21 protein-coding genes and 5 pseudogenes are annotated in these 22492 nt (G+C 68.5%); 19 read left to right on the top strand and 7 right to left on the bottom strand.

Annotated features, from left to right (window positions below):
- The first annotated feature begins 158 nt into the window (after nucleotides 1-158).
- The 6 genes and pseudogenes from ACWD2L_RS02205 to ACWD2L_RS02180 all read left to right on the top strand — a co-directional run.
- Complete coding sequence (locus tag ACWD2L_RS02205) at nucleotides 159-1508, top strand: hypothetical protein (protein ID WP_351331236.1); 1350 nt, start codon at nucleotides 159-161, stop codon at nucleotides 1506-1508.
- A complete protein-coding gene (locus ACWD2L_RS02200) occupies nucleotides 1508-2473 on the top strand; it encodes a S8 family peptidase (RefSeq protein WP_351331235.1) in 966 nt (321 codons plus the stop codon). Before ACWD2L_RS02205 ends, ACWD2L_RS02200 begins: the two co-directional genes overlap by 1 nt.
- A gap of 48 nt (nucleotides 2474-2521) precedes the next feature.
- On the top strand, nucleotides 2522-3508 hold the full coding sequence (locus tag ACWD2L_RS02195) for a DUF389 domain-containing protein (protein ID WP_351331234.1): 987 nt from the start codon (nucleotides 2522-2524) through the stop codon (nucleotides 3506-3508).
- 119 nt (nucleotides 3509-3627) lie between these two features.
- Nucleotides 3628-3813 (top strand): annotated as a pseudogene (locus ACWD2L_RS02190) (tyrosine-type recombinase/integrase); the annotation flags it as partial.
- Nucleotides 3814-3949: 136 nt separating this feature from the next.
- Entirely contained in the window at nucleotides 3950-4117 is a 168-nt protein-coding gene (locus tag ACWD2L_RS02185; RefSeq protein WP_351331233.1) for a hypothetical protein, read from the top strand.
- A 148-nt stretch (nucleotides 4118-4265) separates the two neighbouring features.
- Nucleotides 4266-4544: pseudogene (locus ACWD2L_RS02180) on the top strand (transposase family protein); the annotation flags it as partial.
- 56 nt (nucleotides 4545-4600) lie between these two features.
- On the opposite strand, the gene ACWD2L_RS02175 reads toward ACWD2L_RS02180, so the two are convergent.
- The 3 genes and pseudogenes from ACWD2L_RS02175 to ACWD2L_RS02165 form a co-directional block, all read right to left on the bottom strand.
- The gene (locus tag ACWD2L_RS02175; protein ID WP_351331232.1) at nucleotides 4601-4969 is read right to left on the bottom strand and encodes a YrdB family protein; all 369 of its coding nucleotides are present in this window, start codon (nucleotides 4967-4969) and stop codon (nucleotides 4601-4603) included.
- A 150-nt stretch (nucleotides 4970-5119) separates the two neighbouring features.
- Nucleotides 5120-5392 (bottom strand): transposase, encoded by a 273-nt coding sequence (locus ACWD2L_RS02170; RefSeq protein WP_351331348.1) that lies wholly within the window; start codon nucleotides 5390-5392, stop codon nucleotides 5120-5122.
- A 20-nt stretch (nucleotides 5393-5412) separates the two neighbouring features.
- Nucleotides 5413-5550, bottom strand: a pseudogene (locus ACWD2L_RS02165) (dienelactone hydrolase family protein); the annotation flags it as partial.
- A gap of 757 nt (nucleotides 5551-6307) precedes the next feature.
- On the opposite strand from ACWD2L_RS02165, the gene ACWD2L_RS02160 reads away from it, so the two are divergent.
- From ACWD2L_RS02160 to ACWD2L_RS02145, 4 genes are all read left to right on the top strand, one after another.
- Complete coding sequence (locus tag ACWD2L_RS02160; RefSeq protein ID WP_351331360.1) at nucleotides 6308-6646, top strand: hypothetical protein; 339 nt, start codon at nucleotides 6308-6310, stop codon at nucleotides 6644-6646.
- 93 nt (nucleotides 6647-6739) lie between these two features.
- Nucleotides 6740-7906, top strand: coding sequence for an acyl-CoA dehydrogenase family protein (locus ACWD2L_RS02155; RefSeq protein ID WP_351331231.1), 1167 nt, complete (start codon nucleotides 6740-6742; stop codon nucleotides 7904-7906).
- 3 nt (nucleotides 7907-7909) lie between these two features.
- The gene (locus tag ACWD2L_RS02150) at nucleotides 7910-8701 is read left to right on the top strand and encodes a FadR/GntR family transcriptional regulator (protein ID WP_351331230.1); all 792 of its coding nucleotides are present in this window, start codon (nucleotides 7910-7912) and stop codon (nucleotides 8699-8701) included.
- 154 nt (nucleotides 8702-8855) lie between these two features.
- On the top strand, nucleotides 8856-9341 hold the full coding sequence (locus tag ACWD2L_RS02145) for a hypothetical protein (RefSeq protein WP_351331229.1): 486 nt from the start codon (nucleotides 8856-8858) through the stop codon (nucleotides 9339-9341).
- On the opposite strand, the pseudogene ACWD2L_RS02140 reads toward ACWD2L_RS02145, so the two are convergent.
- A pseudogene (locus ACWD2L_RS02140) lies at nucleotides 9334-9498 on the bottom strand (IS110 family transposase); the annotation flags it as partial. The gene ACWD2L_RS02145 and the pseudogene ACWD2L_RS02140 overlap by 8 nt on opposite strands.
- A 258-nt stretch (nucleotides 9499-9756) precedes the next feature.
- Here ACWD2L_RS02140 and ACWD2L_RS02135 point away from each other — a divergent pair.
- The 6 genes from ACWD2L_RS02135 to ACWD2L_RS02110 all read left to right on the top strand — a co-directional run bounded on the left by ACWD2L_RS02135 (nucleotide 9757) and on the right by ACWD2L_RS02110 (nucleotide 16515).
- Nucleotides 9757-10734: an aldo/keto reductase gene (locus ACWD2L_RS02135; protein WP_351331347.1), complete on the top strand. Its 978-nt coding sequence runs from the start codon at nucleotides 9757-9759 to the stop codon at nucleotides 10732-10734.
- A gap of 45 nt (nucleotides 10735-10779) precedes the next feature.
- Nucleotides 10780-11631: an aldo/keto reductase gene (locus ACWD2L_RS02130; protein ID WP_351331228.1), complete on the top strand. Its 852-nt coding sequence runs from the start codon at nucleotides 10780-10782 to the stop codon at nucleotides 11629-11631.
- A 17-nt stretch (nucleotides 11632-11648) separates the two neighbouring features.
- A complete protein-coding gene (locus ACWD2L_RS02125) occupies nucleotides 11649-12347 on the top strand; it encodes a flavodoxin (RefSeq protein WP_351331227.1) in 699 nt (232 codons plus the stop codon).
- A 273-nt stretch (nucleotides 12348-12620) separates the two neighbouring features.
- Nucleotides 12621-13814, top strand: a complete 1194-nt coding sequence (locus ACWD2L_RS02120) for an FAS1-like dehydratase domain-containing protein (protein ID WP_351331226.1) — start codon at nucleotides 12621-12623, stop codon at nucleotides 13812-13814.
- 225 nt (nucleotides 13815-14039) lie between these two features.
- Entirely contained in the window at nucleotides 14040-15278 is a 1239-nt protein-coding gene (locus tag ACWD2L_RS02115; protein WP_351331225.1) for a CaiB/BaiF CoA transferase family protein, read from the top strand.
- A 49-nt stretch (nucleotides 15279-15327) separates the two neighbouring features.
- Nucleotides 15328-16515: a CaiB/BaiF CoA transferase family protein gene (locus tag ACWD2L_RS02110; RefSeq protein WP_351331224.1), complete on the top strand. Its 1188-nt coding sequence runs from the start codon at nucleotides 15328-15330 to the stop codon at nucleotides 16513-16515.
- Between the two features lie 119 nt (nucleotides 16516-16634).
- Here ACWD2L_RS02110 and ACWD2L_RS02105 read toward each other — a convergent pair whose 3' ends face one another.
- The 3 genes from ACWD2L_RS02105 to ACWD2L_RS02095 form a co-directional block, all read right to left on the bottom strand.
- Entirely contained in the window at nucleotides 16635-17771 is a 1137-nt protein-coding gene (locus ACWD2L_RS02105) for a zinc-binding dehydrogenase (protein ID WP_351331223.1), read from the bottom strand.
- Nucleotides 17772-17844: 73 nt separating this feature from the next.
- Nucleotides 17845-18642 carry an N-acyl homoserine lactonase family protein gene (locus ACWD2L_RS02100; protein ID WP_351331222.1) on the bottom strand — a complete coding sequence of 266 codons (798 nt, stop codon included), beginning with the start codon at nucleotides 18640-18642 and terminating at the stop codon, nucleotides 17845-17847.
- Nucleotides 18643-18724: 82 nt separating this feature from the next.
- Nucleotides 18725-20188 (bottom strand): aldehyde dehydrogenase family protein, encoded by a 1464-nt coding sequence (locus tag ACWD2L_RS02095; RefSeq protein WP_351331221.1) that lies wholly within the window; start codon nucleotides 20186-20188, stop codon nucleotides 18725-18727.
- A 292-nt stretch (nucleotides 20189-20480) separates the two neighbouring features.
- Here ACWD2L_RS02095 and ACWD2L_RS02090 point away from each other — a divergent pair, with 292 nt between their 5' ends.
- The 3 genes and pseudogenes from ACWD2L_RS02090 to ACWD2L_RS02080 form a co-directional block, all read left to right on the top strand.
- Complete coding sequence (locus ACWD2L_RS02090) at nucleotides 20481-21263, top strand: enoyl-CoA hydratase/isomerase family protein (protein WP_351331220.1); 783 nt, start codon at nucleotides 20481-20483, stop codon at nucleotides 21261-21263.
- Nucleotides 21264-21350: 87 nt separating this feature from the next.
- Complete coding sequence (locus ACWD2L_RS02085) at nucleotides 21351-21947, top strand: AbrB family transcriptional regulator (RefSeq protein ID WP_351331346.1); 597 nt, start codon at nucleotides 21351-21353, stop codon at nucleotides 21945-21947.
- Nucleotides 21929-22435, top strand: a pseudogene (locus tag ACWD2L_RS02080) (AbrB family transcriptional regulator); the annotation flags it as partial. The gene ACWD2L_RS02085 and the pseudogene ACWD2L_RS02080, both read left to right, overlap by 19 nt.
- Nucleotides 22436-22492 lie beyond the last annotated feature (57 nt).

The following is a 22492-nucleotide window of genomic DNA, read 5'->3' as shown; positions in this document are numbered from 1 at the left end:
GGCTTGGCCCCGTGTTGTTCGCGTTCGGCCCGCGTCTCGTCGTCGCCACCCTTGAGGCGCGTCCGGGCGGGTCCCCTGTTCGGGTCACCCACCTCGCCGACATGCGGGCCTGACGCATCCCATGGAGTGCAGCACGGTCGTCCCGGGAGGAGGCATCTGTGGCGGAGGGCTCACATCGCGCGGGCCCGGACGCGCAGGCGGAACTGAGGGCGTTGCGAGAGCGGGTGGCGACACTCGAGAGCGAGCACTCCCCCGGGCACCGGCGGCACCGGGGGCGTTCCTTCCTGGCCGCCGTGCTCATCGTCGTCGGGTGTGTGCTCGCGCCGCTGTCCGTGGTCGCGGCGTGGGCTGCCGACCAGGTCGGCGACACCGACCGGTACGTCGCGACAGTCGGCCCGCTCGCCGCGGATCCGGCGGTGCAGGACGCCGTCGCGAACCGGGCGACCGACGCGCTCATGTCCCGTATCGATCTGTCGATACTGCTGTCCGATGTGCCCGCCCAGGACCGGCCGCGCCTGGAGAAGGCGCTCGGCAGCCTCGGTGACTCGCTGGAGAGTGCCGTCCGCAGCTTCGTCCACGACAAGGCCCGCGCCGTGGCCGGCTCCGACGCGTTCGAGACCATCTGGAAGCAGGGCAACCGGCGGGCCCACAGCACGCTGGACAAGGCGCTGACCGGCAAGGGCGGCGGCGCCGTCCAGCTGAAGGGCGACACGGTCACCGTCGATCTCGCGCCCCTCGTCGACCGGGTCAAGCAGCGTCTCGTCGACAACGGCATGACCGTCGCGGGCCGCATCCCCGAGATCCACACCGACTTCACGCTGGTCACGTCGGAGAACATCAGCAAGGCCAGGACGTATGTGCGGCTGCTGCAACTCGCCGGGAACTGGCTCCCCGTCATCGCCCTGGTCCTGGTCGCCGCCGGCGTCCTGCTCTCCGTACGCAGGAGAAGGGCCCTGGTCACCGGAGCGCTCGCCGTCGCCGTCGCCACCGGGCTGCTCGGCATCGGATTGCGCGTCTTCCGCGTGATCTACCTGGACCGGCTGCCCGCAGACGTCTCGCAGGACGCGGCCGCTGCCGTGTACGACACCATGACGCACTTCCTGTTCACCATGGTCCGCATGGTCGTCGCGCTCGGCGTCGTCGTCGCCCTGGCGGCATGGCTGACCGGACCGGGGCACCGGGCCGGTCTGCTGCGTGGGCTGTGGACGTCCGGTATCGGCGGTGTGCGGGCGACCGCGGAACGGGCCGGGATGCGGACAGGCCCGGTCGGTCCCTTCGTCGGCCGCCACCGGACCTGGATCACCTGGGTGCTCGTGGCCGCCGCGCTGCTCACGTATCTGCTGTGGTCGCATCCGACGGGCTGGGTGGTCGTCGGGATCGCACTGTGCCTGCTGCTCGCGCTGGCCGTTGTCGAGTTCCTGGGCGGCGCGGCACCGGAGGAGACCGGCCGGCCGGGCCGTCGCCCGGACGTACCCCCTGACGTGTTCACCGCGAGCAAGGAGACATGATGCGCGCCCTACGGACTTCCGCCGCTCTCTTGGCCGGTCTGCTGTGCGCCGGACTCGCCACGGGCTGCGGGGACGACGAGGACAAGGCCGATCCGATGCGCGACCAGCAGTGGGCGCTGGACACCCTGAAGCTGCCCGCCGCCTGGGACGGCGCCAAGGGCGACGACACCGTGATCGCCGTCGTCGACAGTGGTGTCGACCTCGACCACCCGGACCTCAAGGACCGGCTCGTGCGCGGGTACGACTTCGTGGACGGGGACCGCCGCCCCAAGGACGGGTTCGGCCACGGCACCCACGTGGCAGGCATCGCGGCGGCGGACACCGACAACGGCACGGGCATCGCGGGCGGGGCGCCGGGCGCGAAGATCATGCCCGTACGGGTCCTCGGCTCGGACGGCAGTGGCAGCAACGCGAACATCACCAAGGGCATCGTCTGGGCCGCCGACAACGGCGCCGACGTCATCAACCTCTCTCTCGGCGAGGGCCCCCTGATGTCCAACCTGCTCCAGGGCGGCATCCTCAACAAGGCCATCCAGCACGCCCACGACAAGGGCGCCGTGGTCGTGGCCGCCGCCGGGAACGACGGCGCCGCCACTCAGCCCTACAAACTCGACACCCCGGTGCTGGTGGTCGGTGCGAGCGACAAGAACGGGCGACCGGCGGACTTCTCCAACTTCGGTGCGCAGAACGCCGTTTCGGCCCCCGGCGTCGGCATTCTCTCCACCCTGCCCACGTACACCGTCGAGCTGACGAAGAAGAACGACTCCGGGTACGGAAAACTCGACGGCACCTCGATGGCGGCACCCTACGTGTCGGCCGTCGCCGCCCTCCTGCACCAGGAAGGCAAGAACCCCGACGAGATCATGGAGACCATCCGCGACACCACCACCGACCCGGGACAGCAGAAGCGGCTCGGCCTGGGCGTGGTGAACGCGCAGGCCGCCGTCGATGCCGCGGACGACTGACGGCAGGGCAGCGCCATCGCCTCCGTAGACGCGGGCACCGTCCGCCGGATGACCGACACCCTGTTCATCGAGCGGGACCTGGGCAGCCCCAGTTCGACCCGCTTCTGGGGGCTGCTCGTCCTGGCGGCGGTCATCGCGAGTGCCGGTGTGGTGGGCGACTCGACGGCGACCGTCATCGGAGCCATGATCGTCGCGCCGCTCATGACTCCGATCCTGGGCAGCGCGCTGGCCCTCGTCCTTGCCGACCGCGCGCAGGTGGTGCGATGCGCGCTGCTGGTACTCGGAGGCGCGCTCGCGGTCGTCGCGGTGGGCATGCTGCTCGGCTGGATCGCCGCCCCGCCGGACGACTTCGCCTCCAACGGTCAGGTGTCCTCACGCATCAGCCCTCGCCTGATCGACCTCCTCGCCGCGCTGGCGACGGGCACGGTCGGCGCGTTCGCCCTCGTCCGCGCCGACATCTCGGACACGCTTCCGGGTGTCGCGATCGCCATCTCGCTGGTGCCGCCGCTCGCGGTCACCGGGCTGCTCATCACGGTCGGCCGCTACCACGACGCCGGCGAGTCGGCGCTGCTGTTCGCGACCAACGTGGCGGCCATCGTGGCGACCGGGACCGTCGTCTTCCTCGTCTACGGGATCCGGGGCGCGGCACAGGAATCCGGCTCCCTGGTGGGGCAGTTCCACGGCCGGACGCTGGTGGCGGTCGCCGTGGTCGTGCTGTTGATCGCGGTGCCACTGACCACCGGGACGATCACCGTCGCCCGGGACCGTTCACTCGCGGCCGACGCCCGGCCGGTGGCCGAGCAGTGGGCCACCGCCGGCAACTGGCAGATCGCCTCGGTCGACGCCCGCAACGGTGTCGTGGTCATCGGCGTACTCGGCCTACCACCCCAGCCCTCGCCCACCACACTGCGCACCGCGCTCGACCGCAACGGCATGCGCGACGCGGACCTCGAACTGCACCTCGTGGGCGGCCGCACGCACTGGTGCCCGGCGGACACCGACACCTGCACGGTGCGGGACGGGGGGCGCGGGTAGGGCGGCGGGCCGAGTACGTGCCTCTCCCCGGCGGCACCGCGGGTGCCCACGGAGGGTCGTAGGCAGGGAACGGCGGAGGGGGACTCACCGCGGCCTCGCCGTCAAACGGCGGCGGACGCATCACCACCGCCACCCTGCGTCGCGCCACCCACTGGGACGACGTCACCCGCCGCCTCGGCTACGACCACCTACGCCGCCACGACCTCCGCCACACCGCCCTGACCTGGATGGCCGACGCCGGCATCCCCCTCCACGTCCTCCAACAGATCGCCGGACACCAAGAGATCACCACCACCCAACGCTACCTCCACCCCAGCATCCGCCACCTGACCACCGCCGGCCAGAACCTCACCAACTACCTCTGTACACGTAGCGGCCGTCGGTGCCGGGGGCGGGGGCCGGGGCCGGGGTCGGCCGCGTCCGTCGCCGACACCCCGGGTAGTGGATGTAGCCGAGGTCCGGCTGATCGCGCGTACCCGGCTGGGCGGGGAGACCATGCAGGTCTTGGCCCTGGAACGTGGGGTCAGCGTGCGCCAGCTGTACCGGCACCGCTGCGCCGCCGAGCGACATCTGGCCGCCTACCAGCGCCATCAACTCGCCGACCAGTGAGCCGCGTTCACTGCAGCGGCGCGAGCTGCTCGCCGAGAGGCCCCCGCGTCTGGGCCGCGCCCTGAAAAAAACGTCAAGCGGGGCAGCGAGGTCGAACTGAGCGACGGCACTCTGATTCCCCCAGCGCCGTACCGGCAAGGCGAACCGCCCGAACTACTCCGGCAAGCATCACCGCCACGGCCCGCACGTGCTTGCCCTGACCGACGAGCGGGACTGTCCGGTATGGATATCGGCCGCCCGGCCCGGCCGCACCCACGAGATCACCGCCGCCCGCCCCAACCACATCCTGGCCCACCTGCGTGCTGCCGGCCTCGGCGCCCCGGCCGACCTGATCCTGGCCGCCGGTCGCGTCCCCGTCGAGCGTTGCGTTGCCCACCTGAAGGACTCTGCTGCGCAATTCTCGGCGGTCATGGTCCCGTCTCACTGATTTTTGAGTGCGTCTCACCGGACCTTGACCGGGTTGATGAGAGAGGGGCGGATCAGTCAGGCACCCTGATGCATCAAGGCTTGCCGGTCCAGGGTGGCAAGGACGGTATTGGCCGCGACCACGACGGCGAAAGCGGTGGCCCACCCATGCCGGCCCATGGTGTACAGGGCAGCGGCTGCGGCACCGAAGATCAGCACCTTCACGGTCAGGACCCCCGCCAGCTGCACCGGTATCCGGGCCTTCGGGGCGGCGAACAACCCCCACAGGACGGCCGCCACCGTGGGAGCGGCAACGGCAAGGAGGAGACGCAGAGCGGTGGTATCCACGGTCTGCCACCCCCACCAGGCGAGGACGGCGAGGGCCGCCACTTCCAGGAGGAACGCCAGCCCCTCATTGATCACATGCAGGGAGGTAGGGAGCGTCATCGGGTGCCATCCTTCGTCACGAGCTCGGGTCCGTCATTGGCATAGAGCTGCCCCCGTCGAGCGGGGGCCTTGTACGGTTCAGCGTGAGCCACGGAATCGGGGCGCTCAGGGTTCCGTGAAACGCGCTCAAGGTTCAGTGCGAGAGGACAGTCATGCGGCTAGGTGGCAGCTGAGGCGGCTGGTCCGGGGGCTGTCGAGGAGGGGCCCGCCCCAGCGGACGTCGAGGCGGATGACGTTGATCGCGGTCGCGGAGAAGGCGTGCTGGAGACGGACCTTGGGCAGGCCACGGTAGCGGGCCCGGCGGATGCCGGTGAGGTCGAGGGCCTGGATGATGATTCCCTCGATACCCGAGCGCAGGACGTACTTCTTCTTCCAGGTCTCGGCCTTCTGCTCGGCGCGGGCCGCAGCGAGGGTCTCGTGCAGCTCCTGAGGGGTGGAGGGTTCTCCCGCAGCACGGGCCGGATGCCGAAGCCGTCCGCGTACCTCAGCACCCCTGGGTGCCGCCCGCCACCATCGGGGAAGCCGGCGGAGGCGTCGGCCTGGCCGTCCGTGGCGGGAATCTGCAGCGTCTCGATAGGCATGAACTCTCCTGTCGTGGCTGACGTGTTGAGCGTGTGACCAACCCGACGGAGGCGGAGTCCGCGCGGCAGCGCAAGATCTTCGATCAGACGGCGGGCTGCATCGGCCCCTACGGCGCTCAGAAGAGCATCGGGTCACCAATCCGTGCGTGGCGCAAGGCCGTCCCGGTAGCCATGACCGCAGAGCCTAGCCCACCGGTCACAAGCCGACGCCAACACCCAAGTCTCACAGAGCAGTTCACGAGATTGATGCCGGCCAACACAGCGGATCCTGCGCCCGGGATGCCAAGGGGACCGAGTCAACCTGACCTGACCTGTCACCTGAAGCTGCATCAGACCCATCTGTGTCTGGAAGCCCGCTCCCCCTGAACCGCGTCCTGAATGCGATACCCACGATGCTTCTCCCCCGTTCATGCGCACGCCGGGCATCCTGGCGGTGAACCGGACACAGGGCCAGACCGCAAAAGCGGCACATCACCCGATGCCCCTTCGCCCCTCTCGGAGTCTCCGCAGCAGTCGGCGGTGGTCTTCCACCTGTCGAACGGCAGCGAACCGGGGCCGAACCGTGGCCGCCCGGGCATGGACAACCGTTGCTCCCAGTGCGTTTCGGCGGCGGCTCGTTCCGCGGATCATTGACCTTCACCACCGAGGGCGTGCGGAGAAAGCCGACGTCGGGGATCCCTGCCTGCCGCTGTAGCGGTCCGACTGTGGGCGCAGGTCACCCACATGGGAATTTCCAGGACAGCGGACCCGCCTCCGCATGATTCTGGATCTCCAAGAGGTATCAGGAATCGACGCGAAGGCCGTGCCGGTGAGCGTGGTGGGACAGGGCGTGCTGGACGATCCGCTGGCGGAACTGTCGCGCTTCCGGGTCTTCTACCACTGCACGACCGCTCGGCGTGACGCGCTGTTCGAGCTCACCGACGCGGCGCTGTGCACCGACGGTCCGGTGAAGACCCTGGTCGGCCAGGCGCCGGCTCCGGGGCACCGGCGCGGGCCCTGCACGAATGCCGACACGTGGCCTGAACTGCACGATGAGGTTTTCGGCAGGCGCAGGTCTGTGACAGGCGTACACGCTGTTCGGGACGACAGGATTTGAACCTGCGCCCCCTATACCAGTGAGGGCAGTCTTCAGTACCGTCATTCGGTCTGACCTTTGTCAGGTATCACGCCGTCACGGAGGTGTGCACACGTGGACTTCCAGCTCACCGAGGACCAGGAAACGATCCGCAAGGCCGTCGCGGGACTGCTCCGCGAGTTCGACGACGCCTACTGGAGCGCGAAGGACCAACAGCACGAGTTCCCTGAGGAGTTCTACGCCGCCGTGGCGCGCGGCGGCTGGCTCGGCCTGACGATCCCGGAGGAGTACGGCGGCCACGGCCTCGGAATCACCGAGGCCACGCTGCTACTCGAGGAGGTGGCACGCTCGGGCGGCGGCATGAACGCGGCGAGCGCCATCCACCTGAACATCTTCGGCATGCATCCCGTGGTCGTGCACGGCTCGGAGGAGCTCAAGCGGCGCACCCTTCCCCGCGTCGCCACCGGCGATCTGCACGTCTGCTTCGGCGTCACCGAGCCCGGAGCCGGCCTCGACACCACCAGGATCACCACGTTCGCACGACGCGAGGGCGACCACTACGTCGTCGACGGCCGCAAGGTGTGGATCTCCAAGGCCATGGAGTCGGAGAAGATCCTGCTCCTGACCCGCACCACGCGCGCGGACGACGTGGACAAGAAGACGGACGGCATGACGCTGTTCCTCACCGATCTCGACCGCACGCACATCGACATCCGCCCCATCGCGAAGATGGGCCGCAACGCCGTGACCTCCAACGAACTGTTCATCGACGGGCTGCGGGTGCCGGTCGCCGACCGGGTCGGTGCGGAGGGCCAGGGGTTCCGGTACATCCTCGACGGCCTCAACCCGGAGCGCATGCTGATCGCCGCCGAGGCGCTGGGAATCGGGCGGGTGGCGCTGGAGCGCGCGGTCAAGTACGCCAACGAGCGGGAGGTGTTCGGGCGGCCGATCGGGATGAACCAGGGTCTGCAGTTCCCGCTCGCCGACTCCCTCGCCCGGCTCGACGCCGCGGAGTTGATGCTGCGCAAGGCGACGTGGCTGTACGACAACGGGCGCCCGTGCGGCCGCGAGGCGAACACCGCCAAGTACCTGTGTGCAGAAGCCGGTTTCGACGCGGCCGACCGGGCGCTGCAGACGCACGGAGGCATGGGGTACGCGGAGGAGTATGCGGTCGCGCGGTTCTTCCGGGAGGCGCGGCTGATGAAGATCGCGCCGATCAGCCAGGAGATGATCCTCAACTATCTGGGCTCGCACACACTGGGCCTGCCGAGGAGCTACTGAACCGTGGTCACCGGAAAGTCGTTCACCCCCGTCGCTGTGCCGAAGGCGGCGGATGTGCTGGCCTCCGACATCCGCGAACGCATCCTGTCCGGCGCCCTCCCGGAGGGTGCGATGCTCCCGCCGGAACGGGAGCTGGTGGAGCAGACGGGTCTGAGCCGCGCCACGGTCCGCGAGGCGCTGCGCATCCTTCAGGTCGAGCGGCTGCTGCGGATCAGGCCGGGCCGGGGAGGCGGCGCGTTTGTGCACCGCCCCGACCATGAATCCCTCGCCGGCGCCGTCGAGTTGGTGATCCGGGGCCAGCGCCTGCGGCTCGACGCCCTGCACGAGACAAGGGAGGCCGTCGAACCCGCCTGCGCGGCGCTGGCCGCCGCTCGCCGCACAGAGCACGACCTGAAGCAACTCGATTCGGCCCACGAGGAGTTGGTGGACGCCGGTGTCGCCGGCGACGTGCCGCGGTTCCTGCGCGGCAACATCCGCTGGCACACCGCTGTCGCCCGAGCGTCGGGCAACGAGCTGCTGATCGGCTTCATGAGCGCCCTGTCCGGCTCGATCCACGCGGCAACGGACATCGAGGGGTTCCTGGACGACGACATCCGCCGGGTGACCACGCGGGCCCACGCACGGGTCACCCGGGCGATCCGGGAGCGGGACGAAGTGGGCGCGAAGCGTCGCATGGAGCGGCACGTGTGCGCCTTCGCGCGGGCCGCAGCGCGAGTGGACCGGCGCGAACGACTGGAGCTGGAGCCCGACGAGGCAGGCGCATCGTCAGACCCGGCCCGCGACATCTCTCCTTGAGGCGTCCCGCCACCCTCACACCTCAGACAGCTCGTCCGCCCACAAATGCCACCCAGACGCAGTCGGCGACAGGGGCTCCGGTCACGGGGCCCCTATCTCTTTGGTCAAGGGAAACGGGGCTGCGTTGGTGCGATTCGGCGGGCAGCATGGCGGCATGGCCGATCTGCTGTGGGACGACGTGAGTTGCTTCTTCGATCCGGACTTGATGGGGTCGCTGCCGGATGTGCGTGTCTCAGGCGCCTCGTTGGAGGACTGGCAGTCGGTTCTCGATCTTGTCGTTGCGAGGGGCTGGAAGTGCCAGTACTCCGAAGGCGAGACGGCGCTCCCGCTGCCTCGTGCGGAGGCCGTGCCGGGGCGCCCTGTGGACGCCGAGTGCCCGAGTCTGCGGGTGTGGCCAGTGGACGGTGTGCTGGCGATCTTCCGCTCCCATGCCGACGATGAGATCGACTTCGACGTCAATCTGCGGGAGTTGCAGGGCCAGGAGCGACTGGACGTGTTCTGTGGCTTCCTTCGTGAGATCGGGCGGCACTTGGGCAAGCCGGTGCTGATGGATCCGGAGAGTGACTCGGGTCATCCGGTGCTCGGTTTCGATGTGGAGGCTGATCGAGTCGTTCTCCTCGCGGAGCCGCTGGTCAGGTGACGGCAGCCGTCGGCCGGGGTTGGTGGAAGGTGCCGTCGCGGAGTATCGCGTAGAGGACGTCGGTTCGGCGGCGGGCGAGGCAGAGGAGGGCTTGGGTGTGGTGCTTGCCCTCCTTGATCTTCTTGTCGTAGTAGGTGCGGGAGGCGGGGTCGGAGAGGTCGTGACGTGAGGGGCCCTGTCACTCCCCCTAACAGCTCGGCCCCCCATTGAGGCAGCGCAGACGCGATGACGCGGCCAAGTCGGTCGTAGGCTTCCGGCGAGAAGGGCGGCCGCAGCGCACCTGCCGGGTCACGGAGGGCGCGCGTGGTCGTGCCCGGGTCGGCTCGCCGCGCGTGGCGGCGAGCTCCCGACGAGCGGCGGCCGGACCACCGGACGAGAGTGGAACCGGCCCCGAATCGATGGAGCGGAGAGCATGATGCACCACATCCACCTGCGTGATCTGAACGTTTCCCGGATCGGTCTCGGGGCGATGGGCATGTCCCAGGCCTACACCGGAGCAGGAACCGACGACGCGGAATCCATCCGCACGGTGCACCGTGCGCTGGAGCTCGGTGTCAACTTCATCGACACCGCCGAGATCTACGGTCCGTACACCAACGAGGAACTGCTCGGCCGCGCGCTGAAGGGGCGCCGCGACGAGGTGGTCCTTGCGACGAAGTTCGGCCTGGTGTCCCACGAGGGAGGCGGCCCGGGGAACGTCGACTCCGGCCCGGCCAATATCCGATCCGCCGTCGAGGGCTCACTGACCCGCCTCGGCACCGACCACATCGACCTGTACTACCAGCACCGCGTCGACCCGAACACGCCCATCGAGGAGACGGCGCGCGCCGTGGGCGAGCTGATCGCCGAGGGCAAGGTCCGCGCGTTCGGCCTGTCCGAGGCCGGGCCCGACACGATCCGCCGGGCGAATGCCGTCACACCGGTCACCGCCGTCCAGTCCGAGTACTCCCTCTTCACGCGAGACCCCGAGGCTCAGGTCCTCCCGACGTTGCGCGAACTCGGCATCGGCTTCGTCCCGTTCTCCCCGCTCGGCCGCGGATTCCTCACGGGGACCATCCGCTCCACCGAGGGCTTCGACAAGGACGACTTCCGGCGCGACAACCCTCGCTTCACCGGTGAGAACTTCCAGCACAACCTGCGCCTGGCCGACGAGGTCAAGGACATCGCCGCCGAGGCCGATGCCACCCCGGCCCAGGTCGCCATCGCCTGGCTGCTCGCCCAGGGCGACGACATCGCCCCCATCCCGGGCACCAAGCGCGTCAGCCGCCTCGAGGAGAACGCCGCCGCCGACGCCATCCAGCTCACTCCCGCCCAGCTGAAGCGCCTGACGGACCTTCCGCCCGCGGCCGGCGACACGCACACCGAAGGCCAGATGAAGATGATGGAGCGCTGACCCCAGCGCCCACTTCCACGCCCTCTGCCTCCCCCTGGAGAACCCATGCAGCACGTCACCCTGAACAACGACGTCAAGATGCCGATCATCGGCTTCGGCGTCTATCAGATCCTCGCCGAAGAGACCGAACAGGCCGTCACCGACGCCCTCGCCGCCGGCTATCGGCTGCTCGACACGGCAGCTTCGTACGGCAACGAGGAAGCCGTCGGCCGCGCCATCAAGTCCAGCGGCATCCCCCGCGAGGACCTCTTCATCACCACCAAGCTGTACGTCCAGGACGCCCCCGCCGAGGACACCACCAAGCGCGCCTTCGAGACCTCCCTGAACAAGCTCGGCCTCGATCACCTCGACCTCTATCTGATGCACCAGCCCTACGGCGACGTGTACGGGCAGTGGCGGGCCATGGAGTCCTTGAACCGGGAAGGGCTCGCCAAGGCGATCGGTGTCGCCAACTTCTTCCCCGACCGTCTTCTCGACCTCATCATCAACAACGAGATCGTGCCCGCGGTCAACCAGATCGAGGCACACCCCTTCCACCAGCGCACCGAATACCAGGAGTTGATGGCCGAGCAGGGCGTGCAGCTCCAGGCATGGGGCGGTTTCGCGCAGGGCAAGAACGGCCTGTTCACCAACCCCGTGCTCAGCGAGATCGGCAAGAAGCACGGGAAGTCGGTCGGCCAAGTGGTGCTGCGCTGGGCCGTGCAGCGCGGCGTCGCTTCGATCCCGAAGTCGGTGCAGCCCGAGCGGATGGCCGAGAACCTGGACGTGTTCGACTTCGAGCTCGCCGCCGACGAGATGGCGTCCATCGCCACCCTGGACACCGGAGCCACGCTCTTCTTCGACCACCACGACCCGGAGATCGTCAAGTGGCTGAGCGCCCGGCGACTGGACGCCTGAACCGGAGCCCTCGACCGGTGAGTTCCGTCGTCTTCCCCAGCAGGCCGCAGCGGCGCACCGTCCTGCGAGGCCTGCTGGCCGGCGCGGCGGCGGCGACGGTCGGCGGCTCCTCGTCATCCACTCCGGCGGAACCCGCGGCGTCCACCACAACGGAACCCGGCACACGGTCCGCCACATCCGGCCCGGAGCCGCGTCGGATCCTGTTGGCGTACTTCTCCCGACCGGGCGAGAACTACTACTACGGCAAGCGCCGGGACCTCAAGGTGGGCAACACCGAAGTCCTGGCCGGCATGATCGCCGACCGGATCACCTGCGACGTCCATCGCATCGAGGCCGCCGACACCTACCCGGACAGCTACGCCGAGACCGTCGCCCGTAATGTCCGCGAACAGGAGGACGACGCCCGCCCCGACGTCGCCAACCCGCTGCGTGCGATCGCCCGCTACGACACGGTCCTGCTCGGCAGTCCGATCTGGAACGTACGCGCCCCGATGATCATGACGACGTTCACGGAGAGCCTCGACTTCCGCGACAAGACCGTCGTCCCGATCACCACCTACGCCATGAGCGGCCTGGGCACGACCGAACGTGACTACCGCGCCTCCTGCCCCGGAGCGACCATCGCCGACGGCCTCGCCGTTCAGGGCGAGAAGGTACGCGAATCCGGGGACCAGATCGACGCGTGGGTACGGCGCCTCGGGCTCCCTGTCCGGTGATCCTGCGCGGCCGCGGCCGCGCGGTCGGGGCGGTCAGCCAGGCCGAACGGCCGCCAAGTCGCCCCGCGCACTCGGCGGTTCGTCATCAGCCCCTTGAGCCCCTCGCCACCATCATCAGCGCCTCGTGCCGCGCCGGGCCCCGATCCCCTCCCGCACCTGACCTATCGACACAGAGTAGAGAATATATTAATCTCCTGACGTGCTCGCCGTCCGGCCTTGAGTGGGCCACGTAGAGCAATCACGAGAATATACTATCTACCAAAGGAGCGGCCCGTGGGCACCGAGGCCAACCCCGAGTACGGCAAGATGACCGAGGAAGCGCTGCAGAAGATGCGCAACCGCATGGGCAAGGTCAAGCCCATCGAGCAGCCGTACATCCGGTACATCAACGGCGACAGCATCACTCACTTCACGCGCGCCACCGGCGACCAGAACCCCCTCTACACAGACGAGGACTACGCCGCCTCCGGTCCACACGGCAAGCTCATCGCTCCCCCCGGGGTCTACTACGGCGTCGCATGGGGCAGCTGGGACCTGCGGCACGGCCAGGGTCTCCCCGGCGTGCACGGTCTCCACTCCGGCGACCACTGGAGGTTCTTCAAGCCCCTGTACGACGGTGACAAGGTCCGCGCGACCAAGGAGCTCGTGAAGCTGGACTTCAAGTCCGGTCGCATGGCCAACCGGATGCTCGTCCAGGCTGACGAGATCCGCTACTACAACCAGCATGACGAGCTGGTGGCCATCCAGATCATGCCGATCTTCCGGATGGAGCGCGGCGAGTCCAAGTCCCAGGGCAAGAACAAGACGCTGGAGCTGGGCACCTACACCGCCGAGGACATCGCCCAGATCGACTCCGAGGTCGAGGCGGAGCATCCTCGCGGCAAAGAGACGCGGTACTGGGAGGACGTCCGGGCAGGAGACACCATCGACCCGGTCACAAAGGGGCCGTTGACCGTTCCGGACATGGTCGCCTGGTTGCAGGGCATCGGCTCACCGCACGTGCGGGCCGGCAAGTACTGGCTGGACTACCGTCGCCGCTCTCCGAAGGCGGCCGTGGTCGACCCCAAGACCGGCATCCCGCAGGCGATCGAGCGCGTCCACTGGGACGAGTACATGGCGAGCGAGATCGGCATGCCGGCGCCCTACGACTACGGCTCCCAGCGCGGCGGTTACGCCACCTACTGGGCCAGCCTGTGGCCGGGCGACGAGGGCTGGGTCGCCGACCTCGACTTCCAGTACCGCGGCATGGTCTTCCTCGGTGACGTCTACCGGATCAAGGGCGAGGTCGTCGACAAGTGGCGCGGCGCCAAGACCGGTAATTGCTACGTCAAGGGCACCTTCACCTCGGTCAACCAGCGCGGTGACGACGTCATGCCCGGCACCGTGATCTTCGCGCTGCCGAGCCGCGAGCACGGGCCGGTGCAGTTCCCGGTGGACGTCGAGGAGGACGGCCGCGCCGCGGGCTGACCGTACGGACGACGTGGGCGCCCCACCCGGGCGGCCCGCGTGAAACGGCGGTGGGTCGCTTCTCCGCACCCGGCTCCTGCCCTGCTCGTCCACGGAGCGGCACGGTCGGGCCGGGCGGACCTGCCTGCCTGCCGCCGCGATGGTGTGGGGCCGGCCCTCACCCAGGGCCGGCCCCACGTCGTCCCGCCACCCGCACATCCGCCTGCGAGGAGAACAGGAACACATATGACCAGTGGTGCCCGCCCCCTCCGGGACCTCCGCGTCCTCGACTTCACCCATGCCGCGGCCGGTCCGTACGCCACGATGATGCTGGCCGATCTCGGTGCCGACGTCATCAAGATCGAGAAGCCCGGGCGCGGCGACGGCGCCCGGCACATGGGCAAGCCGATGCTCGGCCGGTTCGAGAGCGACTACTACCTCGCACTGAATCGCAACAAGCGAGGTGTCGCCCTGGACCTGCACACCGAGGCCGGCCGCGCTGTCGCGCTCGAACTGGCTGAGAAGTCCGACATCATCGTCCAGAACTTCCGCCCCGGCGTGATGGACCGGCTCGGCCTCGGCTACGACCACGTTCGCGAGCGCCGCCCCGGCGTCGTCTACTGCTCCCTCTCGGCCTTCGGCGCCCACGGCCCGCTCAGTGGCCGTCCCGCGAACGACATCATCATGCAGTCCGTCTCGGGCCTGATGGGAATCACCGGCGAGGTGGGGGGCGGGCCCGTCCGTGTCGGCGCCCCCCTCAGCGACTACGGCACCGGCCTGTTCGGCCTGACCGGCATTCTCACCGCCCTGTACGCCAGGGACCAGCATCCGGAGGGCCAGCACATCGAGGTCGCCATGCTGGACAGCAGCATCGCGCTGATGGCGAACTACATACCGGGGGTCGCGGGACTCGGCGAAACCGTGCCACGCAGTGGGCGTACCCACGCGCAGATCGTGCCCTACCAGGCGTTCGAGTGCAGCGACGGCGCGTACGTCATGGTCGGCGCCTTCACGAACGGATTCTGGAAGCGGTTGTGCACAGCCGTTGGGCGCCCGGCGTGGCCGGACGACGAGCGCTTCGCGACCAACGCCGACCGGCTGCGCAACCGCGACGTCCTCGTCCCGATGATCGAGGAGATCTTCCGGACCCGGAAGCGCGAGGACTGGCTCACGGCCCTCGACGAAGCCGATGTCCCCTGCAGCCCGGTGCTCGAACTCCACGAGGCCATCGCCTCCGAACAGGCCCAGGTCAACGAGGTAATTCAGGAGGTCGGCACGGCCGAGCGGTCGGTCCCGACGGTGCGCAACCCGGTGCGCTCCACGTCCTGGCCGCAGGCCGAGTCGAGGACTCCGCCGCGCATCGGCGAGAACTCTCAGGACGTCCTGGCGGGCGTCCTCGGCAAGAGCACCGAGGAAGTCGCCGCACTGGTGGCCTCGGGGGCGGTCGGGGTCGCGGCAGCGGCTGACGGCGCGGCTGCCTCATGAGCGTGTGCCGAGCGACGCACTCAGTTCCTACATACACAGGTGGTGACACATGACCGCACTTGACGGCATCAAAGTGATAGATCTGGGCCAGTTCTACTTTGGGCCCTACTGTTCGATGCTCATGGCCCGCATGGGGGCCGATGTCATCAAGGTCGAGGCCCCGGACGGCGATCCCTACCGGCGGTTGCCGACGGTCGACGACGAGGGCGTCGCCGTACAGTTCCAACTGATCAACGCCGGCAAGCGGTTCATCCGCCTCGACCTGAAGCAGGAGGCCGGCCGAGAGGTTCTGCTCAAACTGGTGCGGCAGGCCGACGTCCTGGTGCAGAACCTCTCCCCCGGTGCGATGGATCGATTCGGGCTCGGATACGAGACCCTGAGCCGTGCGAATCCGCGTTTGATCATGGCCTCCGGTACCGGCTACGGCTCGTACGGGCCGTACGCGGGGGAAACGTCCATGGACATGTCCATCCAGGCACGTACCGCGTTCATGAGCACCACAGGCTTCGACGACGGTCCTCCCCTGCGCACCGGCCCCTCGGTCGTGGACTTCCTCGGTGGCAGTCACCTGCTCGCAGGTGTGATGACCGCGCTGTATCAGCGGGAGCGGACCGGCGAGGGCCAGCATGTCGAGATCGCTCTGCAGGACGCGGCAATGACGTCCCTGACCTCGAACATCGCCGGGTACGTCAACAGCGGCGGCACCATTCCCGAACGCACCGGCAATCGCAACGGTGGGCTCGCAGTCAGCCCGTACAACGCGTACCGGACCAACGACGGTTGGGTCGCTCTGCTGTGTCCGACGGACGCGCACTGGCAGCGGCTGTGCGCACTGATGGGCAATCCGGAAGCCGACGATTCGCGTTTCGCCACCATGGCGGTGCGGTGCGCGGAGATGGAGGCCGTGGACAAGCTCGTCGAGCAGTGGACCGTGACACTGTCCAAGCACGAGATCGGTGAGGTACTGCGGGACGCGCACATCCCGGCGGCTCCGGTGATCACCCTGCCGGAGGTTCTGGAGGATCCGCACGTCGCCGAACGGCCCGTGCTGCGACGCATGCACGACGAGAAGGGCGAGTGGCTCACCTGGGGCAATCCCCTGGTCTTGTCCAGCTCCGCCATGGTCGAACCCACTCGTCCCGGCCGTCTCGGAGCCCACACGGAGGAGGTACTTGTGGGTGAACTCGGCTTCTCCCCAGATGAGTTGAGCGCGCTGAGAGAGTCCGGCGTGGTGTGACCGCGAACCGCTACGGCTGTGCCCGTCCGTCCCATGAGGGAGGACGGGCACAGCCGTATGCGTGCGGGTGGACAGTCGGGAGGCGGGCCACCACCCCGCGAGGCGTGGCCCCGGCCCCTTCAGCCGGACAGCCCCGGCACGATCACTGGTTTGATCTCGCTCAGCCCCTGCATTCCCTGGAGGGCCTTGGTGACATCGCCGAGGCCGTACCGGTTCGACAACATCCGGTCGAAGTCGAATCGGTCCTTGTTGTCGTGCATGAACCGCAGAGCCCGCCAGTACTCGGCCTCGGAGGCCGAGAAGGATCCGATGACATCGATGTGTCCACGGGTGATCGCGGTGGGCTCGAACTCCACTGTGTGCGGGCCCACCTGACCGGCCACGAGGAATCGGCCGCCGCGGCGCACCATGCTCACCCCCTCCGTGAACGCGGTGCGTGCGCCCGAGAACTCCATGACGATCTCGGCGCCGACGCCGCCGGTGAGTTCCCTGATCTCGTCGACGCGAGCGGCAGGGTCACGGTGATCCGAGACCGATACGGTCTCCGTCGCGCCCCAGACCCTGGCCAGGTCGAGACGGTCGGCCGGGTCACCGACCACCAGGATGCGCGCCGCGCCCAACGTCGAGGCCATCGCTGTGGCGAACAGGCCGAGCGGACCTGACCCCTGGATGACGACCGTCTGCCAGGGCTGCACCGGCCCGAGCCGGTCGAAGGCCTTGACCACGGTGCGCAGCGCACAGCTGGCGGCTGAGGCCCACTCCGACTTCACGCCGTCCGGAATCTTGATCTTGCGCGAGCTCGGGTAGACGTAACAGTGCTCGGCGAAGCCCCCGACAAGGTAGGGGAAGCGTTCGCAGTTGGTGCCGTAATTTTTGCGGTCGGAACAGAGGTTGGGCTGGCCGGCCACCGTGCAGTGGTAGCAGTTGCCACACCGCCCCTGGGTGAACACGATGCGGTCGCCGATCTCGAGAGGGTCACCCACGATGTCGGTGATGTCCTGTGATCCCAGGGCGACGACCCGACCCGCCATCTCGTGGCCGGGGACGATCGGCAGTTCCAGCGGGCGGATGGCCGAGATGGACCCGTCCCACAGGTGCACGTCACTCCCGCACACCGTGGCCGCCTCGATCTCGACGAGGGCCGCTCCGGGCTCCAGTTCGGGTATCTGTATCTCGCGTACCTCAAGTGGCTCGTCGAAGCCGACCACCACGGCCGCCCGACTCGTGGCAGGAATACCGGCGGGGACAATGGTCATTGTTCGTCATGCCTTTCATCAGATGCTGTACGTCGTGAGCGTTCTGCATGTGTGCCGCACCGCGTTGGTGCGGTCACGGTCCGACGGGCCGGGTCAGGTCGAAGCAGTCCGGCTCCACCTCCGCGTGGGACCGACCCACGATCGGATCGTGACCGGCTATGACGCTCGTGCCGGGGCGCGCACTCAGCTCGCGCAGTTCCTCATACGTGGCGAACATGCGGTCGAGATCGTGGAGCATGTTGAACGGTTTGTCCTGCTCCAACTCCTCGTAGAGATGGGCCGCGTCAGAGGCGAGGACGATCTGCCCGGAGTCCGTGGTGACCTCGGTGAGTGTTTGCCCGGGGGTGTGTCCGCCGACGGGCCGTACCTCGATTCCGGGGAAGACCTCGGTGCGCCCGTCGACGAGAGTGAAGCGGCCGTCGCGGTGAAGGTTCTCGATGAGGTCACGCTCCTCCCGCTCGACGGTCCAGCAGGTCGGGAAGCGGTCGGCGTAAGGGCCGGTGATCCACTGGTATTCGGAGCGCGCCATGGTGAAGGTGGCCTGCGGGAACAGCCCGATGTTGCCCACGTGGTCGTAGTGGGCATGCGAGATGATCACGTGGTCGACATCTGCGGCTCGCACGCCGGCCCGTGACAGCAGCTCACGCGGATCGGTGCCTCCGTACCGCCCCTTGCGTGCGGCGCGCTCCTGGTCGAACCCGCAGTCGACGAGAACTGTCTTGCCGTTGCCCTGCAACAGCCAGAAGTACCAGTCGATGTCCTGCCTTCCGTCGGGCTCCCCGGACAGGTCGTAGCGGTAGAAGTACGAGGATCGTTCACCAACGCTCTGTGCGTAACGGAGGGCGTGCACGGCGTATCGCATATCGGGCATGACTGACCATCCTTCGCGTCGCGGCTCGTGGGCTCGTCGGTATGGCGTACCGGCCCGGTGTGGAACGGCTGATGGGGGCCGCTCAGTTGACGGGCCATTGGATGTGCACCGGCTCCAGGAACTCGCGGATCCCGGCCTCGCCGAACTCGCGGCCGATGCCGCTGTTCTTCCAGCCGCCGTTCGGCGCGTCCGGGCGCTTGGCGCCTCCGCCGTTGAGAGAGACCTGACCGGCGTCGAGGCGCGGGGCGAGGGCCGCGGCCTCCTCCATCGGACCCCATACCGTGGCGTGCAGGCCGAACGTCGAGTCGTTGGCAAGGGCGACGGCTTCGTCGATGCCGCGGTAGGTCTGGACGGTGGCGACCGGACCGAAGATCTCCTCCTGGTTCACCCGGGCTTCATTTCCGAGTCCGCCGATCAGCGTGGGTGCCACCCACCAACCCCTCCCCTCCGGGCTGTGCCCGCGCGCCAGGATCTCGCCGCCGTCGGCGAGGGCCGATTCGATGTAGCCGAGCACGTTCTCGCGGTGCCGGGCGCTGATGACGGGGCCCACGAGGGTCTCGGGGTCCCACGGGTCGCCGACCGAGACGGAGGCGAAGTACTCACGGCTGCGCGCGAGGAAGGCGGCCGCCTGCGACTCGTGGAGAAGAATGCGCGTGGGAGAGGCGCAGCCCTGCCCTGCGTTGCGCAGGTAGCGGGAGTGGATGGGGGCCACGACCGCCTCGGGATCCGCTGTGGGCAGCACGATCGCGGCGGACTTGCCGCCCAGTTCGAGGACCACGCCGCGGAGCCCTTCGGCGGCGGTCGCCATGACAGCCTTGCCCGCGGGCACGGAGCCGGTGAAGCTCACCTTGGCGACTTGCGGACGTGAGATGAGGCGCTGGGCCACGTCGACGCCACCGGCCAGCACGCTGAGCGCGGAGGAGGGCAGGCCCGCCTCCTGCGCGTAGCGGCCGAAGTTGAGCAGGCTCAGCGGGGCGTTCGGGGAGGACAACAGGACGGTCGGGCAGCCTGCGGCGTAGGCGGCTCCCATCTTGATCACGGCAAAGAGCAGTGGGTAGTTGTAGGCACAGACGCCGGCCACGACGCCGACGGGGCGGTGGATCACCTTTGAGTCGCTGGCGGGCGGCCCCTCGTCGCGGCCCAGGTGCTCGGTCCGGTCGGTCAGCGTGTCCATCGCCAGCTGACGCAGCGCCCGAAGAGACGTGTCCACGTGCATGTTCTTCGCCGTGGACACGGGCGTGCCCACCTCGTCGACGGATACGGCGAGTATCTCGTCCGCGTGCGCTTCGATGACATCGGCCAGTCGGTTCAGGGCGGCCGATCGCTCCTCGGCGTTACTCATCTCCCCTCGGTCGAGACCTGCCTGCGCCTCGGCGACAGCGCGGTCGATCTGCTCCGGGGAGGCTTCGCGGATCTCCGCGATGACGTCCTCGGTCGCGGGGTTGGTCACGGCGAACGTCGGCCCGCGTCCGGGTTCGAATGCACCTCCTATACGCAGATCGACTTCCTGCTTGACGACAACCCGGTTCGCTGGGGGGATGGTCACAGTTCCCTTACTCCTTGTTCCGGTGTGCGGTACAGGCCGTGGGGCGGTTGCCCGCGTGGATGTGAGCGGCGGCGTGAGGTCCCGAACACGGCCCGGCGTCAGCTGCGATATATCATCTATCCTCTACCCCGGAGGGCGTCAACACTTCCCGCAGGGTGATAGCGACACCCACCCCCTGGAACCCACTCGGAGCCAGGAGATGGGGCGGCGAAGAGGAGACACGCGGCAGGAATATATTATAGAGTCACGGTGGGGAGATCCCGCCCCTCCCACCTGTGAAGGAGCAACACACATGGCCGACATCGAGTTCTCCATCCACGAAGGGGTGGGCACGATCACGCTCAACCGGCCCCACCGGAAGAACGCCTTCACCTTCGAAATGCTCCAGCAGTGGGCCGGCTTCTTGGACGAGGCCCAGTACAACGACGATGTCCGGGTGGTGCTCGTGACAGGCGCCGGCGGGGCCTTCTGTGCAGGCGTCGACCTCGACGGGTTCGCAACCGAGCGAGGTACGCCCTGGTCGGACAAGCGCATGCTCACCGACAAGGTCCACATCGTGGCGCGCGCCGTGGAGGCTTTCGACAAGCCCTACCTCGCCGCGCTTCCAGGCGTGGCGGTCGGCGCCGGACTCGACATGGCGCTGATGGCCGACATCCGACTCGCGGCGTCCGGCGCCCAACTGTCCGAGGGGTACATCCGGGTCGGTCTGCTCCCCGGAGACGGGGGCTGCCATCTGCTGCCCCGCCTGGTCGGTCGGGCCAAGGCACTTGAGCTGCTGTGGACAGGCGAGTTCGTCGATGCCGCGACTGCTCTTGAACTGGGCATGGTGAACCACGTCTACGCCGACGACGAATTCGAGGAGCGGGTCAGCGAGTTCGCAGCCCGGGTGGCCGCCGCTCCTCCGCTGGCCACCCGAATGATCAAGCGTGCGGTCGTACACGGCGAGTCGATGAGCTTCGCCGCCTCACTCGACCTCGTCTCCTCCCACCAGGCCGTCATCCAGTCGACCGAGGACTCGAAGGAAGCCATGAGCGCCTTCCGGGAGAAGCGTCACCCGAAGTACCACGGTCGTTGATCAACTGTGGCCCCCGATGTGTGCGACCGCGCGTGTGTGCGGCTGTGAAAGGAGAAGGGCGCCTTGCCCGCCAACGACCGCAACAAGATGAGCCAGCCACGGTTCTGGGCACTCCTCGTCTCCAGTTATGCGGTCGCCGCAGCCGTCCTGACACTCCTGAGAGTCCCGTCCGCCGCTCTGCTCGCCGGCGTGATCGCAGGCGCCGCGACCACCTTGATGACCGGCGGGGAACGCCGGCTCCCGGGCGGCATGCAGGGCTACGGTCTCGCAGTGGTCGGCGTCGCCGCCGGCTCGCAGATCGACGACGACGTAGTGCGGTTGGTGCTCGACGCTCCGGTCCAGATCATCGGATCCGTCCTGGTGACGCTCGCCGTCACGATGGCCTGCGGCCAACTGCTCCGCCTGGCCCCGGGTATCTCTGCCACGACGGCGGCGTTTGCCTCGATTGCCGGGGCCGCCTCCGGTGTGACGGGTGTGGTGCGCGAAGTGGGCGGGGACGACGCGGCTGTCATGGCGATCCAGTATCTGCGGGTGATCGCCGTCCTCGTCTCCGTCCCGCTGGCCGCCCACGTGCTGGGGGGGGCGGCCGGTCGACGGCTCAGGCGAGTACGCAGTCGCCGGAGACCGGCCTCGGCGACTGGTCCGGGGCCGCCTTCGCCGCCACCTGCCTGGTGGCCGGGATGATGCTCGCCAGCCGGATCTCGTTCAGCGGTTCACGGATCGTGCTGCCTCTGCTTGTCGCCACCGGCCTGTCCCTGTCAGGACTCTTCCCCAGCACAGCCGTCCCCCAGCCACTCCTGCTGCCCGGGTACGCCCTCATCGGCCTGGCGGCAGGGGTGTCGCTCTCCCCCGCCACGATGCGCCTGCTGGTGAAGTCCTTCCCGCTGATAGCCGGCCAGTTGCTCCTCGGGCTCGCCGGTTGCGCCCTGGCTGGGGCTCTGTTTGCCAAGGCCACAGCGATGAGTCAGCTCGATGGCTATCTGGCGTCAACTCCGGGTGGGCTACCTGCCGTGACCGCGATCGCCATCGGGTCCGGTGCCTCGGCCGGCGTGATCGTCACGGTCCAGTTGGTACGGGTTTTTGTCGCCCTGCTCCTGGCCTCGGTGCTCGGCTCGCTGTTCAGTCGGCGGGGAGGGGCGGGAGAGCAGGCTCCCGGGAGCACGACGAGCTGAGCCGCTCCGCGATCTCCTGTCCAGCATCTAGAATAGATAGTAGATTTCAACCCGAGG

The organism is Streptomyces sp. NPDC002754, from assembly GCF_053592315.1.
Note: the sequence above shows the minus strand (reverse complement) of the source record. Positions and strands in the feature narration are given on the sequence as shown.

Coding starts and splice junctions, on each gene's coding strand:
- ACWD2L_RS02200 (WP_351331235.1), top strand. CDS start 1,508: ATGCGCGCCCTACGGACTTCCGCCGCTCTCTTGGCCGGTCTGCTGTGC.
- ACWD2L_RS02195 (WP_351331234.1), top strand. CDS start 2,522: ATGACCGACACCCTGTTCATCGAGCGGGACCTGGGCAGCCCCAGTTCG.
- ACWD2L_RS02175 (WP_351331232.1), bottom strand. CDS start 4,969: ATGACGCTCCCTACCTCCCTGCATGTGATCAATGAGGGGCTGGCGTTC.
- ACWD2L_RS02160 (WP_351331360.1), top strand. CDS start 6,308: ATGATTCTGGATCTCCAAGAGGTATCAGGAATCGACGCGAAGGCCGTG.
- ACWD2L_RS02145 (WP_351331229.1), top strand. CDS start 8,856: ATGGCCGATCTGCTGTGGGACGACGTGAGTTGCTTCTTCGATCCGGAC.
- ACWD2L_RS02135 (WP_351331347.1), top strand. CDS start 9,757: ATGCACCACATCCACCTGCGTGATCTGAACGTTTCCCGGATCGGTCTC.
- ACWD2L_RS02130 (WP_351331228.1), top strand. CDS start 10,780: ATGCAGCACGTCACCCTGAACAACGACGTCAAGATGCCGATCATCGGC.
- ACWD2L_RS02115 (WP_351331225.1), top strand. CDS start 14,040: ATGACCAGTGGTGCCCGCCCCCTCCGGGACCTCCGCGTCCTCGACTTC.
- ACWD2L_RS02110 (WP_351331224.1), top strand. CDS start 15,328: ATGACCGCACTTGACGGCATCAAAGTGATAGATCTGGGCCAGTTCTAC.
- ACWD2L_RS02105 (WP_351331223.1), bottom strand. CDS start 17,771: ATGACCATTGTCCCCGCCGGTATTCCTGCCACGAGTCGGGCGGCCGTG.
- ACWD2L_RS02100 (WP_351331222.1), bottom strand. CDS start 18,642: ATGCCCGATATGCGATACGCCGTGCACGCCCTCCGTTACGCACAGAGC.
- ACWD2L_RS02090 (WP_351331220.1), top strand. CDS start 20,481: ATGGCCGACATCGAGTTCTCCATCCACGAAGGGGTGGGCACGATCACG.
- ACWD2L_RS02085 (WP_351331346.1), top strand. CDS start 21,351: ATGAGCCAGCCACGGTTCTGGGCACTCCTCGTCTCCAGTTATGCGGTC.